Origin of the sequence: Allobosea sp. UNC402CLCol, assembly GCF_000745475.1 — a bacterium.
In the GTDB taxonomy this organism is placed as follows: Bacteria; Pseudomonadota; Alphaproteobacteria; order Rhizobiales; family Beijerinckiaceae; genus Allobosea; species Allobosea spartocytisi.
In genome coordinates this window covers 880,136-894,660 of the sequence record NZ_JQJJ01000009.1, presented here as the reverse complement: position 1 = coordinate 894,660, position 14,525 = coordinate 880,136, and the positions used below count along the sequence as shown (strand labels likewise).

The window sequence follows — 14,525 nt, the reverse complement described above, 5'->3', positions numbered from 1 at the left end:
TTCCCCAAACGACCATGCAGCCGCGTGCAAAGCGGCAAGGAGCGACCATGACCCAGCAGACGACCTTCCCCTCCCGCCGCACCTTGTTGCGCGGAGCCGCAGCGCTCGCCGCCGCGCCGCTCGCCGGCCTGGCCGGGCACCATGCCTTCGCCCAGGCCACGCCGCTGAAGCAGCGCCAGACGATCAAGCTCGCCTGGGGGCAGACGGCGGTGTGCCAGTCGCCGATCTCGGTCGCGCTGAAGCAGGGCCTGTTCGAGAAGTACAATCTCGCGGTGGAGCCGGTGAATTTCAGCGGCCCGACCGACGCCCTGCTGCAGGCGATCGCGACCGGCCATGCCGATGGCGGCATCGGCATGGCGCTCCGCTGGCTGAAGCCGCTGGAGCAGGGCTTCGATGTCGGCCTTACCGTCGGCACCCATGGCGGCTGCATGCGGCTGCTGGTGCCTGAGGCCGCCAATATCCGCAGCCTGAAGGACCTCAAGGGCAAGTCGGTCGCCGTCACCGACCCGGCGAGCCCGGTGCGGAACTTCTTCGCCATCCGCCTCGCCGAGATCGGGCTCGACCCCGAAAAGGATGTGAGCTGGGTGCAGTATCCGCAGGACCTGTTCGGCGAAGCTCTGAAGAAGGGCGAGGTCCAGGCGCTCGCGGGCGACGATCCGCATCTCTACCTGATCCGCGAGCGCGACAAGCTCGTCGAGCTCGCCACCAATCTCGAAGGCCAGTACGCGAAATCGACCTGCTGCGTGCTCGGCCTGCGTGGCGCCCTGATCCGCGACCAGCCCGAGGTGGCCGGCGCGATCTCGCGCGCCATCGTCGAGGCGCAGGCCTGGACGGCGGCCAATCCCGACAAGACGGCCGATATCTTCGCGCCCTTCGTTCCGGCCAAGGTCACGCCCGAGACCGTGGCCGCGATCCTGCGCAGCCACACCCACGACCATCACTCCACCGGCGCGGCGCTGCGCGAGGATGTCGCGCTGTTCACCGAGCAGCTCAAGCTCGTCAACGTGATCCGCAAGAACACCGACGCCAAGGCCTTCGCGCAGAAGATCGTGCCCCATGTCCCCGTTTGAGCAGACCGGCTCCGCATCGGCCTTCGACCAGCCGCGCCTGCAGGTCGACGGCTCGGTCCTGGCGCGCGGCGCATTCGCCACGGCGGCCTGGACCGCAGTGGCGGCCTCCGTCACGCTGCTCGCCAACAAGAAGGTCGGTTTTGCCGACCCGCTCTATGTCGGCGAGACCAATGCCGGCTTCATCGGCTGGGCCGTGCTGCTGGCGCTGGCGACCGCCGTTGGGGCGCTGTGGCCGCCGCTCGGCCGGCGCCTCGGCCGCGCCGCGCCTTGGCTCGTCGTGCTCGCGCTCTTCGTCGGTGTCTGGGACCTGCTGACGGCCAAGCTCGGCCTGCTGCCGGTGCCCTTCTTCGCCCCGCCCTCCGCGCTGGTCGAGGTCTATGCGGAGGATTGGCCGCGGCTCGGCGAGAGCGTACTGCATTCGCTGCGCCTGCTGGCGCTGGGCTTCCTGTTCGGCACGATCTCCGGCTTCGTCACCGGCGTCGCGATCGGCTGGTCGCGCGGGCTCGGCTACTGGGTGCATCCGGTGCTGCGCTTTCTCGGGCCGATCCCTTCGACCGCGCTCCTGCCGATGGCGTTCTTCTTCTTCCCGTCGAGCTTCTCGGCGGCGATCTTCCTGATCGCGCTCGCCACCTGGTTCCCGGTCACGGTACTGACCTGGTCCGGCGTCGCCAGCGTCGACAAGGCCTATTACGACGTCGCCCGGACACTGGGCGCCGGCCGCGCCTTCCTGATCTTCAAGGTCGCGATTCCCGCCGCCCTGCCGCATGTCTTCGTCGGCCTGTTCATGGGGCTCGGCGCCTCGTTCTCGGTGCTCGTCGCGGCCGAGATGATGGGGGTCAAATCCGGCCTCGGCTACTATCTGCAATGGGCCCAGGGCTGGGCCGCCTATTCCAACATGTACGGCGCGCTGATCGTGATGGCGCTGATCTTCTCAGGGCTGATCACGCTGCTCTTCTCGGCACGCGACCGGTTGCTCGGCTGGCAGAAGGATGTGGTGAAATGGTAGCCGCACAGCTCGCTGTCTCGCCCTCGACCGGCATTCCCGCGTCCAACGGCGCCGAACTCTCGATCGCCGGCGTCTCGCATGAATTCGATCTCGAAGGCCGCCCGCTGCCGGTGCTCGACGATATCGATCTCGAGATCCGGGCCGGCGAATTCGTCGCCCTGCTCGGGCCGAGCGGCTGCGGCAAGTCGACCTTGCTCAGGCTGGTCGCCGGGCTCGAACAGCCCTCTCAGGGCCGGATCGCGGCGGCGGGCGAGGAGATCACCACGCCCGATCCCTCCCGCGTCGTCGTCTTCCAGGATCCCACGCTCTATCCCTGGCGCACGGTCTGGAAGAACGTCGCGCTCGGGCTCGAGGCGCGCGGCCTGCTCGCCAGCCAGAAGGGCCGCGTCGACGACGCCCTGAAGACGGTCGGCCTCGCCGGTTTCGAACGCGCCTTCCCGCGCCAGCTTTCCGGCGGCATGGCCCAGCGCGCCGCGCTGGCCCGTGCCCTCGTCAACGATCCCAACGTGCTCATCCTCGACGAGCCGCTCGGCAAGCTCGACTCGCTGACGCGGATTGCCATGCAGACCGAGATCGCCGAGCTCTGGCGCCAGCGCGGTTTCACCACCCTGCTCGTCACCCATGATGTCGAGGAGGCGCTGTTCCTGGCCCAGCGCGTCATCGTGCTGAGCGAGCGCCCGGCCCGGATCAAGGCCGAGATCGTCAACGACCTGCCCTATCCGCGCCATCGCGGCGATCCACGCCTGGCGGAGTTGCGCGGGCAGGCGCTCGCCCATCTCGGGCTCGACGCGAGCTGGTAAGCCCGCAATCTCCCCTTCCCCATCGCAGGATCCTATCGATGTCTCGACGTCTCGGGCTGACGCTCGCCTTTGCCCTGGCCACATCGCAGGCCTTCGCCCATGCCCATCTCAAGACCGCATCGCCCGCCGAGGGCGCAACCGTCGCCGCGCCGACGGAGATCACCCTCGGCTTCACCGAGGAGCTCGAGGTCAAGCTGAGCAGCATCACCGTCAAGGACGCGCGTGGCGGGATCGTCAGCGCGGCACCGGCGGAGGCCGTGCCGGGCGACCGCAAGGCGCTGAAGGTCCGGCTCAAGTCGGTCTCGCCCGGAGCCTACAGCGTCGAATGGGCTGCGACCTCGGTCGACACCCACCGCGTCACCGGGCAGTATCGGTTCACCGTCAGGCCTTGATGTGGACGCTCTGATCGGGGCGGCGCTGCCGGCGGCCCGCTGGCTCCACCTCGCCGCCCTGCTGTCCGGCCTCGGCATCGAGGCCTTTCGCCTGCTGTCGCAAGGCCCGCTCGCCACCACGCCGGGCGGCCAGCAACTGCTGCATCGACTGTCCTCCTGCAGCCGGCTCTCGCTCATCCTGGCGCTCGCGGGCGGGGCGGTCTGGTTCTGGCTGCAAGGCAGCGCCATGCTGGGCCGCCCCCTCGACAACCTCGCGAGCGTTGCCGCCATCGCGGAGACACGCTTCGGCGAAGTGCTGCTGGCGCGCGCCGGCCTGCTCGTCCTTGCAGGCTTGCTCCTGCGTGGCGAAGGCGCTGCCCGAACGGGTGCGCTGCTTCTCATGACCATCGCGGCCCTGCTGCAGAGCCTGCTCGGGCATGGTGCCGCCACCGGCTTCTGGACAACAGCGGCTCTGGGGCTTCACGTCCTGGCAGCCGGCCTGTGGCTCGGCGCATTGCCTCCCCTTCTGGCGGTATGCTGGCTCCTGCCGGCCCAGGCGCCCTTGTTCGCCCGCCGTTTCACGCCGCTCGGCCTGGCCTGCGTCGCCGTTCTCGCAGCCACATCCGTCCTTCAGCTGCAGGAGCTGGTCGGCACCTTGCCGGGGCTCATGGGCACCGCATACGGCCAGCTTGCGATCGTCAAGATCGCCCTGTTCGGCGGCCTCCTGCTGCTGGCTGCCGCCAACCGCTTTCGCTTCGTACCCGCGGCGGCGACGTCAGGCTCGGCGCGTGCCCTCACCCTGTCGATCGCCACCGAAACCGGATTCGGGCTGGCCATCGTGGCCGTTGCGGCGGCACTGGCCAACGAGCCACCTGCGATCCACGAACAGCCGACCTGGCCTTTCGCCCTCAGGCCGGTGCCCGCCTTCTGGGACGATGCCTATCTGCGCGATGGGCTTTTCCGCCTGCTGACTCCTGTGGCGATCGCCCTTGCGCTTTTCGCCACCGCCCTATCGCTTCGCAAACTGCGCTGGCCAGCCCTTCTCGCCGGGGCCATCGCGTTGGCCTTCGTCCAGATTCCGCCATGGCGCCCCTATGTCGTCGCCGCGGTTCCAACGAGCTTCCAGCTCTCTCCGACCGGCTATGCAGCGCGCTCCATCGCGACGGGCCGGGACCTGTTCCAGCGCGATTGCGCGAGCTGCCATGGCGCGGATGCGCGCGGGCGCGGCCCCGTCGCGGTCGCGCAATCCGTCTGGCCTCCAGACCTCTCCGCGCCGCTGATCGCCGGGCGCCCCGGCGGCGAGCTGTTCTGGTCGATCCGTCATGGCAGCGGCCCGATGCCGCCGAGCGCGCAACTGGACGGTGCCGCGATCTGGTCGCTGATCGACTTCATCCGCCTGCGCGCCGGAGCCCGCATCTTCTCGCCCCCGGAGATGCGCTGGTCCGGAGCGGTGCGCATGCCGGGCTTCGTCGCCCGCTGCGCTGACGGCACCCTCGTCACGCCCGGCAGCGGAGCGCCACTGCGTGTATGGATCGAACGCGACGCGCGTGGGGCCGGCGCGCGGGTGCAGGTCGACGCCGCGGCCGAGTCCTGCCCCGTCGAGGATCCCGAGCCATTGGCGGCAGCCCTGGCCGAAGTCACCGCCAGCACGACGGCGCCGGCGCTGGTTCTCGTCGATGCGAATGGTTGGCTACGGCGCGCGTTCAAGGCGGAAGACAGCGCCGCGTTGGATATGGTCGCATCCGAGTTCGCCGAGATTCGTCGACGCCCGCTGGATGGAGCGGCTCTCCATCACTGACGGCCGCTCCTGGCGCCGAGTGCCAAGGCCATCTCCGCGGACAATCGACACAGATCGTTCTCTTGCCGATCCGCGCAACGGGCTCGCCGCAAATCGGATCACCCGGCGACACAAAAACAATCTTGACTGTTTGTAAATTGTGTCTCAGCCTCGGATTTCCTTCCGATGGCTTGGATCGATGCCAGAGAGTTCGACGTGAGCGGCAACAGGCGATCACAGAAAGAACGCAGCGCCGAGACTTCAACGCGGTTGCTGACGGCGACGATCGACCTTCTTCACGATCGCGGCCTTGCCCGCACCTCGACACCGGAAATCGCACGTCGAGCCGGGGTTTCGCGCGGCGCGTTGACGCATCACTTCCCCAGCCGCGAGGCGATCATCAGCGCCTCCGTCGCCGATCTGCTCAGCAGGACCGCGCGAGACCTGCATCGCTTCGCCGAAGAGTTCATCGCGCGCGGCGGCTCGAGCGACGAGATCGTCGACTACATCTGGCGGATGATGGATGACCGCCTTTTCTACGTCACGATGGAATTCCTGCCGGAGGCGCGCCACAACGACGATTTCCGGGCGCAGCTCATCCCCACCGTTCGCGAGTTCCATGCCGGTCTGGACGCGATCTGGACGGCGCTCGCCGTCCGCGCCGGAACCGACCCCGACCATACGCGCACGGTGATGAACGCCACGATGTGCCTCGTGCGCGGCATGATCAGCCAGACGGTGCTACGGCCGAACGATCCGACCTACTATGACGGCATGCTTCAGTTTTGGAAGGGCCAGGTACGCCAGCAATTTCCGATCAAGCCCGTCATGGCCGGGAAACACAGGGCGGCGTCTTGAACGCAGCGCTGACGATCGCGGGGCTGAAGCTCTCCTTCTACGGCGTACACGTGCTGCGCGGCGTTGATTTCGCCGTTCCCGAAGGGTCGTTCACCGGGCTCATCGGCCCGAACGGGGCGGGCAAATCCACCCTCTTCAACGCGGTGTCGGGGCTATACAGGCCCGATGCCGGCTCGGTTCGGCTGCGAGATGTCGAAACGGCCGGGCTGCCGCCCGAAAAGCTGGTCGCGGCCGGGCTTGTCCGCTCCTTCCAGCTCGCGCGCGGTTTCCCCAAGCTCAGTGTCTTCCAGCACCTGATGCTGTATGGCGCGGCGCAACCCGGCGAGCATTTGCTGGCGGGGCTGTTCGGCTCGCAGCGGGCACGGCAACGGGAAGCGGCGCTGGCCGAGCGCGCCTTCGGCATCGCCCGCAGGCTGAAGCTCGACCATGTGCTCGACAATCCCGTCACCGCCCTGTCCGGCGGACAGAAAAAGCTCGTCGAGATCGGCCGGGCGCTGATGGCCGAGCCGACGATCCTGCTGCTCGACGAACCGATGGCCGGTGTCAATCCGAGTCTCACCGAGCAGATCGCGGAGCATCTCGTCGCCCTCAATCGCGGCGGGCTGACCATCTGCCTGATCGAGCACGATATGGGGCTGATCCGCCGGCTCTGCGCGCCGGTCATCGTGATGGCCGAGGGCCGGACGCTGACGCAAGGCAGCTTCGAGGAGGTCGCCTCCGACACACGCGTGCAGGAAGCCTATCTCGGGAGGCGGCATTGAGCGCGGCGGCCGGCGCGGTTCTTCGGGCGACAGGCATCGTTGCCGGCTATGGCGCGGCGGAGCAGATCCTGAAGGGCACGTCGCTTCATGTGGCGCCGGGCGAGATCGTCTCGATCATCGGCCCGAACGGAGCCGGCAAGTCGACGCTGCTGAAGACGCTCGCCGGCCTTGTTCCGGCGCGGGAAGGCGAGATCCATCTCGGCGGGCGCGACTTGACGCGGGCCGACGCGCTTGGCCGTTCGCGCGCCGGCATCGGCTTCGTGCCGCAGGAGCGCAATGTCTTCGGCGCCATGACGGTCTCCGACAATCTCGAAATCAGCGGCTTTCAGAATCCAGGCGAGGTCGGGCGCCGCAGCGAGGAGATGTATGCGCGCTATCCGATGCTGGCGGACAAGCGCAAGGCGCTGGCGCGCACGCTCTCAGGCGGCCAGCGGCAGATTCTGGCCATGGCGATGGGGCTGATGAACGCGCCCTCGCTGCTGCTGCTCGACGAGCCGACGGCCGGGCTGTCGCCGAAGGCGGCCGACGAATTGTTTGACGCGATCGTCGCGCTCAATCGCGGCGGCCTGCCGATCCTGATGGTCGAGCAGCATGCGCTGGAAGCTCTCGCGATCTCGACGCGCGGCTATGTGCTCGTCTCCGGTCGCAATAGCCGTGAGGGGGCGGGACCGGCGCTCGCCAGCGACCCGGATATCCGCAAGCTCTTTCTCGGCGGATAGACCGCCTGACACGACGATCCATAACGACAATGCAGGGGATCACCATGACGCCATTCAGCATCGATCGCCGCCGCCTTCTTGCCGGCAGCGCCGCGCTTGCAGGCATTTCCGCGCTTCCGAGCCGCGCCCGCGCGCAGGCCGGCCCGATCCGGATCGGCACCTTGACGCCGCTCACCGGCTCGGGCGGTCCGTACGGTCCCGTCATGGTCAAGGCCGTGAAAGCGGTGGTCGACGAGGTGAACGCGGCAGGAGGCGTGCTTGGCCGCAAGGTCGAGCTGATCTCGGAAGACGATCAGACCAATCCGGAAGCCGGCGTGCGCGCCGCGCGCAAGCTGATCGACGTCGACAAGGTCTCCGCGATCCTCGGCACCTGGGCGTCCTCGGTCACCACCGCGGTGGCGCCGCTCTGCTGGGAATCGAAGACCTTCCTCGCCACCGTCTCGGGTGCCGACGCCATCACCCAGTTGCCGCATCAGGGCTATCTGATCCGCACCCAGCCGAACACGACGCTTCAGGGCAAGAAGTTCGGCGAGTTCTGCATCGCCGAGAAGGCGAAGCGTGTCTTCTTCCTCTCGCCGCAGACGCCCTTCGCCAAAAGCCAGTTCGACAACATCACGGCAGCGGTGAAGGCGGCCGGGGGCGAGACCGGCTCGCTGATCTATGACGACAAGAAGCCGTCCTACCGCACCGAGATCGACGAGGCGCTGCGCTTCAAACCCGACGCGATCATCTTCGGCGGCTACACGCCGGACACCGCGGTGATGCTCAAGGATGTCTACCGCGCCGGCTTCAGCGGGCTGAAGGTCGCTTTCGGCTATTCCGTCAATCAGAAGCTGATCGAGAGCGTGCCGGCCGAGGTCGTGGACAAGACCTTCACCATCGCGCCGTCGCCGGCCGAGGGCTCGAAAGCCTATGAGCGGCTGGTGAAGCTGATCGGCGTCGCCTCGCCCGATCCCTACACCACCCAGATCTACGACCAGATCAACCTCGTGCTGATGGCGATCGCCTTCGCTGACGACAGCTCAGGCGCGGCGATCAAGGATGCGGTGCGCAAGGTCAGCCAGGCGCAAGGCGGCGTGAAGGTCGACAATGCCATCGACGGACTGAAGGCCATCGCCGCCAAGCAGCCGGTCGATTACGACGGCGCCAGCGGCCCCTGCGACTTCGACGCGATCGGCGACATCATCGACTCCAAGTTCCGCTACGAGCAGGTGCAGGGCAGCAAGCTCGTCCTGGTGAAGATCGCGTGACCCAGCTGCTGCAGGCGCTGCTCAACGGCGTGATGACCGGGGCGCTGATCGCCGTCCCGGCCATCGGCTTCTCGGCCATCTTCGCCGTGCTGCGCTATCCGAACTTCGCCATCGCGGCCTATGCCACGATCGGCGCCTTCGCCGCCTGGTGGGCCAATGCCCAGCTCGGCCTGCCGATCGTCGCCTCGCTTTTCGTCGCCTTCGCAGTGACAGGTGTCGTCGGCGTCGCGGCGGAAGAGACGGCGCTGAAGCGCCTGCGCGGCAACGGGGCCCTGATCGTCGCCATCGCCTCGATCGCCCTCAATCTCGTGCTGGAGAACATCGTCCGCTTCATCTTCGGCAACGAGATGCGCGGCTACGATCTGCCGATCGCGCGGGACCTGCGCTTCGGCGAGCTGCGCATTGGCCCGCAGCAGCTCCAGAGCCTGCTGCTGTCCGTCATCATCATGGCCGCGATGTTCCTGTTCCTGCGCTACACCCGCTTCGGCAAGGCGATGCGGGCGGTGGCCGATAATCCCGATCTCGCGCGGCTCAAGGGCATCGACCCGGCGCGGATCGCCATCGTCACGATCTTTCTCGGCGCCGGTCTGACCGGCGTCGGCGGCGTGCTGATCGGGCTCGACACCTCGATCGACCCGCTCACCGGTTATCGCGTGCTGCTGTCGGTCTTCGCCGCCGCTGTGCTCGGCGGTCTCGGCTCCATTCCCGGCGCGGTCGTCGGCGCATTGATGCTCGGCATCGCCGAGGAACTCGCGCTGCTCGCCGTGCCTGCGACCTATCGCACCGCTGTCGGCTTCGTCGCGATCCTGCTGATGCTGACTTTCCGGCCGCGCGGCATCCTCGGCGAGAGGGCTGCCTGATGCTGTCCTACGTCATCTTCACGCTGACACTCTGCGCCATCTACGGGCTGCTGGGCTTGAGCCTCAACCTGATCTGGGGCGGGGCCGGGCTGGTCAATCTCGGCCTTGCCGGCTTCTTCGCGGTCGGCGCCTATGCCTCGGCGCTGGCGACGGGGGCAGGAGCGCCCGTCCTGATCGGATGGGGCGCGGCGCTCGTCGTCGGCGCGGGTGTCGGGCTTCTCGTGACCTTCGCCACGCTGCGGCTGCGCGACGATTACCTCGCCATCGTGACGCTGGGATTTGCCGAAGTGATCCGGCTCGTCGCGCTCAACGAACGCTGGCTCACCAAGGGCTCGGACGGCATTTCCGGCATTCGCGCACCGCTCAAGGCCGAACTCGGCACGCAGAATTTCGCGCTGTTCTATCTCGGTGTCGTCACCTTGGTGCTTCTCGTCGTCTGGGCGCTGCTGCGGCGGCTCGACCTCTCGCCTTACGGGCGCGCCTTGAAGGCGATCCGCGAGGACCAGCAGCTCGCCGCCTTCGCAGGCAAGCCGGTGCTGCGCTTCAAGCTGCAGGCCTTCGCGCTCTCGGCCGCGATCGCGGCGCTGGCCGGCGCGCTCTACGCCCATTTCCAGTCCTACATCTCGCCGGATCATTTCCAGCCGCTGATCACGATCTACATCTTCCTCGCGGTGACGGCGGGCGGCGTCGGCCGGCCGAGCGGTGCGGTGCTCGGCGCTTATGCCGTCGTGATCTTCCTGGAGGCGACGCGCTTCATGACGGAGTGGGTGCCCGGTCTTCAGCCGGTCCAGCTCGCCGCCATGCGCGAGATGCTGATCGGACTGGCGCTCATCCTCGTGCTGCATCTGAAGCCGCAGGGCATCCTGCCCGAGACAATTCCCAAGGCGCCGGCCCCGCCCAGCGCTGCCTGAATCTGGAGAGTGCCCATGTCCGACGATCTCGCCACGCTGACGGCGCTCATCGAGAAGCCCGGCCAACCCGAGACACTGTTCAAGGCCTTTGAGGCGGCGACGCAGCGCCTCGTCGGCCATCAGCTCTTCACGCTGCTCTATGTCGATGGGCAGGAGGTTGCGCGGATCTACTCCAACCGTCCGGGCGAATACCCGCTCTCCGGCCGCAAGACGATGGGGCCGACGCCCTGGGGCAAGCATGTGCTCGAAGAGCGCAAGCCCTATCTCGGCAAGGACAAGGCCGGGATCCGATGGGCCTTCTTCGATCATGAGCTGATCGAAAGCATGGGGCTCGGCTCGGTCATCAACATCCCCGCGATCTATGACGGCAAGGTGGTCGGCACCATCAACCTGCTCGCGCCCGAGCACCACTACCGCGAGGAGCATGTCGCCCCGGTCGCGCGGCTGGCACCGGTGCTGGTGCCCGCCTTCCTCGCCGCTCGCGCCGCCGCCGGCGCGGCTTGATCCCGCTCCATCGCCTCAAGCCCATTCGCCCGAAGGAACAGCCCCGTGGCCGCAACCCTCTTCACCAATGCCCGCATCGTCGATGGCACGGCGCCCGAGCCGGCTGAGCCAGTCAGCGTCGTCGTCGAGGGCGGAACGATCCGAGAGGTCGGCAAGGCGGTGACATCCGCCAAGGCGAGGACCGTCGATCTCAAGGGCCGCACCCTGATGCCGGGGCTGATCGACGCGCATGTCCATGTCGTCGCCGGCGTCGCCGATCTCGGCGCCAATGCGCGCCTGCCCGACTCGCTCGTGACCGCGCGCTCCTTCGTGATCATGCGCGAGATGCTGCTGCGCGGCTTCACCACGGTGCGCGATGTCGGGGGCGCCGATTTCGGCCTGAAGCAGGCGACGGAGGAGGGACATTTCCCGACGCCGCGCCTCGTCATCTCCGGCAAGGCGCTGAGCCAGACCGGCGGCCATGCCGATTTCCGTGGCCGCTACGACGACCGCCCGAGCGTGATCGAGCGCCATCGCCTGGGCGCGCTCGGGCGCATCTGCGACGGCGTCCCCGATGTTCGCCGTGCGGCGCGCGAGGAGCTGAAGGGCGGCGCCGACTTCATCAAGATCATGGCCAATGGCGGCTGCGCCTCGCCCACCGACCCGATCCATTTCCTCGGCTATTCGGTCAGTGAGCTCGAAGCCATCGTCGAAGAAGCCCGGATGGCAGGAACCTATGTTTCCGCCCATGTCTATACCGACGAGGCGATCCGCCGCTGCGTCGAGGCCGGCGTGCATTCGCTGGAGCACTGCAACCTGATCCAGCCCGAGACGGCCAGGCTCGCGGCCACGAAGGGAGCCGTCGCGGTGCCGACGCTGGTGACCTATGACAAGCTGGTCTCGGACGGGCCGAAGCTCGGCTTCCCGCCGGATTCGGTCGCGAAGGTCGACGTCGTGCGCTCGGCCGGCATGGACTCGCTGCGCATCATGCAGAAGGCGGGTCTCGCCATGGCCTATGGCAGCGACCTGCTCGGCGAGATGCATCGCTACCAGTCGGAGGAGTTCGTCATTCGCGGCCGGGCCTTGCCGGCGCAGCAGGTGATCGCCTCCGCGACCTTCATCGCGGCCAGGCTTCTGAAGCTCGAAGGCAAGATCGGGACGGTAGCGCCAGGCGCCCATGCCGACCTCGTCGTCGTCGATGGCGATCCGCTGCAGGATCTGTCGCTCCTCACGCGGCAGGGGCGACACATGCCGCTGATCATGAAGGGCGGCGATTTCATCAAGCGGACGAGCCTGAACTGAGCGGGGTCGTGGCCGGCTCCTCCCGGGAGACCGGCCGTGACACGCGCTTGAGGGCATGCGCACTATTTCAGAATGCCGGCCGCATCGCTCGGCCGGCCTGCGTGACGGGAGGCGGATATGACGGCGCTGCATTTCAAGAACTTCGCCCTGCTCGAACCGGAATTCGGCGAGCTGCGGCGCGGCTACGAGCTCGTCGTCGAGGGCGACACGATCCGCGAACTGTCGGAAAAGCCGCTGAAGACTGCGAAGGCCGACGTGATCGATTGCGGCGGGCGCACATTGATGCCCGGCCTCATCGACAGCCACGTCCATGTCTTTCTCTCCGAGGTCTATATCCGCAGCATGGAAAGCATGCCGCTGACGCTGATGACGGCGCGTGCCGTCCGGCTGATGAAAGGCATGCTCGATCGCGGCTTTACCACCGTGCGCGACACCGGCGGCGCCGATTGGGGCATCAAGGAAGCGGTCGAGAAAGGCGATGTCGCCGGTCCGCGGCTCTTCATCGCCGGCGCGGCGATCGGCCCGACCGGCGGCCACAGCGACCCGCGCCGGCGCACCGATTTCGGCGGGCGCTGCCATTGCTGCAACGCCATGGCCTATACGATGAACGTGTCGGACGGCGTGTCATCCGTGCGCAAATCGGCCCGCGAGCAGATGCGGCTCGGTGCGGACCACATCAAGATCATGATGTCGGGTGGCGTCGCCAGCCCCTATGACCCGCTGGATTCGATGCAGTTCAGCGTCGATGAGGTGAAGGCCGCGGTCGAGGAGGCGAAGGCCTTCGGCCGCTATGTCTGTGCCCATGCCTATACGCCGGAGGCGATCACCCGGGCGGCGGAATGCGGCGTGCGCGCGATCGAGCACGGCAATCTGATCGACGACGCCTCGGCCAAGCTGATGGCGCAGAACGGCATGTTCCTGACCGCCAACCTCGTCGCCTATTACGCGATGAAGGAGCGCGCCGCCGAATTCGGTATGACCGGCGACATGCTGGCCAAGAACGACCTCGTCATCGACGGAGGCCTTCGCTCGCTGGAGATCTGCAAGCGCGCCGGCGTGCCGGTCGCCTTCGGCTCGGACCTGCTCGGTCAGCTCCAGGTCGAACAGTCCCGCGAGTTCCTGCTGCGGCGGGACGTGCTCTCGCCGATCGAGATCATCCGTTCGGCGACGACGGTCGGTGCCCAAATCCTGCGCATGGAGGGCAAGCTCGGCACGTTGAAAGCCGGCGCCTATGCCGACCTCATCCTTGTCGACGGCGATCCGCTCAAGGATCTCGGCCTGTTTCAGGAGCAGGGGAAGCATCTGGCCGCGATCGTCAAGGGTGGAGTCTTCCACAAGAACACGCTGCACTGAACGACGCCTGCTTGCCTCCCTCTTGGTCACGATATGGATAAGAAACCGGCTTGACTGTTTGTAACTTGTTGCCCAGCTTCGCGGCCTTAGAGATGGATCAGGGGTACTGTCAGTGGTGAAGGCGATCGGGCGGCGCGACGGCGGCCGGCACTGCGGGACGGCCCGGTGACGGGAAGCGGCTCGCTGAAATGGGGCCGCTATGCGCTCAACGGCGCGGCCGCGCTCGCGCTCGGCTTCATCCTGCTGCCGCTGATCTTCGTCACCTGGCTCGCCTTCTTCAGGCAGGAGATCCCCTCCTTTCCGCCGGAGGGCTATTCGCTGCAGTGGTTCACGGCAGCGGCGAACAACAAGCCCTTCATCGACGGCTTCATCCTCAGCCTCCAGGTCGCGGTCGCTTCGACGCTGATCGGGCTCGCGCTCGGCGTGCCGGCGAGCCTCGCCCTGGTTCGCCATCGCATTCCGTTCGGGCCGGGCGTCTCGACCTTGCTGCTGCTGCCGCTGGTGATGCCGGGCATCGTGCTGGGCACCGCGACCTATGTCTTCCAGATCGAGGTCGAGATCGCGACTGAGATTCCGGTCATGGGCTCGCTCGGCGGCCTGATCGCGGCGCATACGCTCGTCGTCGTCCCCTGGGTGGTCCGGCTGGTGACGGCGAGCCTCGCAGGCTTCGATCGCTCGATCGAGGAGGCGGCGCAGAACCTGGGCGCGGGACCGTTCACGACCTTCTGGCGCGTGACGCTGCCGAGCATCCGGCCAGGCCTCGTCGCCGCCGCGCTGTTCGGCTTCGTCACCTCCTTCGGTAATCTCGAGATGAGCCTGTTCCTGGTCGGGCCGGGCCGCACGACGCTGCCGATCGCGATCCTGCAATATCTCGAATGGAAGATCGATCCGACCGTGGCGGCCGCCTCGCTGATCCAGATCGTCCTGATCGGCACGGCGATGCTCGTGACCGACCGCTATGTCAAACTGAGCCGGGTGGTGTGAACGGATGGCAGATCTTCTGT

15 protein-coding genes are annotated in these 14,525 nt (G+C 67.4%); all 15 read left to right on the top strand.

Annotated features, from left to right (window positions below; translation table 11 throughout):
- Positions 1-47: 47 nt before the first annotated feature.
- The 15 genes from GY40_RS11525 (at position 48) to GY40_RS11455 (ending at position 14,505) form a co-directional block, all read left to right on the top strand.
- Entirely contained in the window at positions 48-1,070 is a 1,023-nt protein-coding gene (locus GY40_RS11525; RefSeq protein WP_081925312.1) for an ABC transporter substrate-binding protein, read from the top strand.
- Positions 1,057-2,076: an ABC transporter permease gene (locus GY40_RS11520; RefSeq protein ID WP_038361986.1), complete on the top strand. Its 1,020-nt coding sequence runs from the start codon at positions 1,057-1,059 to the stop codon at positions 2,074-2,076. Before GY40_RS11525 ends, GY40_RS11520 begins: the two co-directional genes overlap by 14 nt.
- Complete coding sequence (locus GY40_RS11515; protein WP_038361984.1) at positions 2,070-2,876, top strand: ABC transporter ATP-binding protein; 807 nt, start codon at positions 2,070-2,072, stop codon at positions 2,874-2,876. Before GY40_RS11520 ends, GY40_RS11515 begins: the two co-directional genes overlap by 7 nt.
- Positions 2,877-2,914: 38 nt before the next feature.
- Positions 2,915-3,268: a copper homeostasis periplasmic binding protein CopC gene (copC, locus tag GY40_RS11510; protein ID WP_038361982.1), complete on the top strand. Its 354-nt coding sequence runs from the start codon at positions 2,915-2,917 to the stop codon at positions 3,266-3,268.
- Position 3,269: 1 nt separating this feature from the next.
- The gene (locus GY40_RS26560; protein WP_051987776.1) at positions 3,270-5,045 is read left to right on the top strand and encodes a CopD family protein; all 1,776 of its coding nucleotides are present in this window, start codon (positions 3,270-3,272) and stop codon (positions 5,043-5,045) included.
- Positions 5,046-5,210: 165 nt separating this feature from the next.
- Positions 5,211-5,882 carry a TetR/AcrR family transcriptional regulator gene (locus GY40_RS11500; protein WP_051987774.1) on the top strand — a complete coding sequence of 224 codons (672 nt, stop codon included), beginning with the start codon at positions 5,211-5,213 and terminating at the stop codon, positions 5,880-5,882.
- The gene (locus GY40_RS11495) at positions 5,879-6,643 is read left to right on the top strand and encodes an ABC transporter ATP-binding protein (RefSeq protein ID WP_038361980.1); all 765 of its coding nucleotides are present in this window, start codon (positions 5,879-5,881) and stop codon (positions 6,641-6,643) included. The genes GY40_RS11500 and GY40_RS11495 overlap by 4 nt, the downstream gene beginning before the upstream one ends.
- Positions 6,640-7,362: an ABC transporter ATP-binding protein gene (locus GY40_RS11490; protein WP_038361979.1), complete on the top strand. Its 723-nt coding sequence runs from the start codon at positions 6,640-6,642 to the stop codon at positions 7,360-7,362. The genes GY40_RS11495 and GY40_RS11490 overlap by 4 nt, the downstream gene beginning before the upstream one ends.
- A 44-nt stretch (positions 7,363-7,406) precedes the next feature.
- Positions 7,407-8,612 (top strand): ABC transporter substrate-binding protein, encoded by a 1,206-nt coding sequence (locus GY40_RS11485; protein WP_038362580.1) that lies wholly within the window; start codon positions 7,407-7,409, stop codon positions 8,610-8,612.
- Entirely contained in the window at positions 8,609-9,472 is an 864-nt protein-coding gene (locus tag GY40_RS11480; protein WP_248311138.1) for a branched-chain amino acid ABC transporter permease, read from the top strand. Before GY40_RS11485 ends, GY40_RS11480 begins: the two co-directional genes overlap by 4 nt.
- Complete coding sequence (locus GY40_RS11475) at positions 9,472-10,383, top strand: branched-chain amino acid ABC transporter permease (RefSeq protein ID WP_038361978.1); 912 nt, start codon at positions 9,472-9,474, stop codon at positions 10,381-10,383. The genes GY40_RS11480 and GY40_RS11475 overlap by 1 nt, the downstream gene beginning before the upstream one ends.
- Positions 10,384-10,398: 15 nt before the next feature.
- Positions 10,399-10,887 (top strand): GAF domain-containing protein, encoded by a 489-nt coding sequence (locus GY40_RS11470; protein ID WP_038361976.1) that lies wholly within the window; start codon positions 10,399-10,401, stop codon positions 10,885-10,887.
- 45 nt (positions 10,888-10,932) lie between these two features.
- The gene (locus GY40_RS11465; protein ID WP_038361975.1) at positions 10,933-12,168 is read left to right on the top strand and encodes a metal-dependent hydrolase family protein; all 1,236 of its coding nucleotides are present in this window, start codon (positions 10,933-10,935) and stop codon (positions 12,166-12,168) included.
- Positions 12,169-12,285: 117 nt separating this feature from the next.
- Positions 12,286-13,521, top strand: coding sequence for a metal-dependent hydrolase family protein (locus GY40_RS11460; RefSeq protein WP_038361973.1), 1,236 nt, complete (start codon positions 12,286-12,288; stop codon positions 13,519-13,521).
- A gap of 165 nt (positions 13,522-13,686) precedes the next feature.
- Entirely contained in the window at positions 13,687-14,505 is an 819-nt protein-coding gene (locus GY40_RS11455) for an ABC transporter permease (RefSeq protein ID WP_142020466.1), read from the top strand.
- Positions 14,506-14,525: the final 20 nt, after the last annotated feature.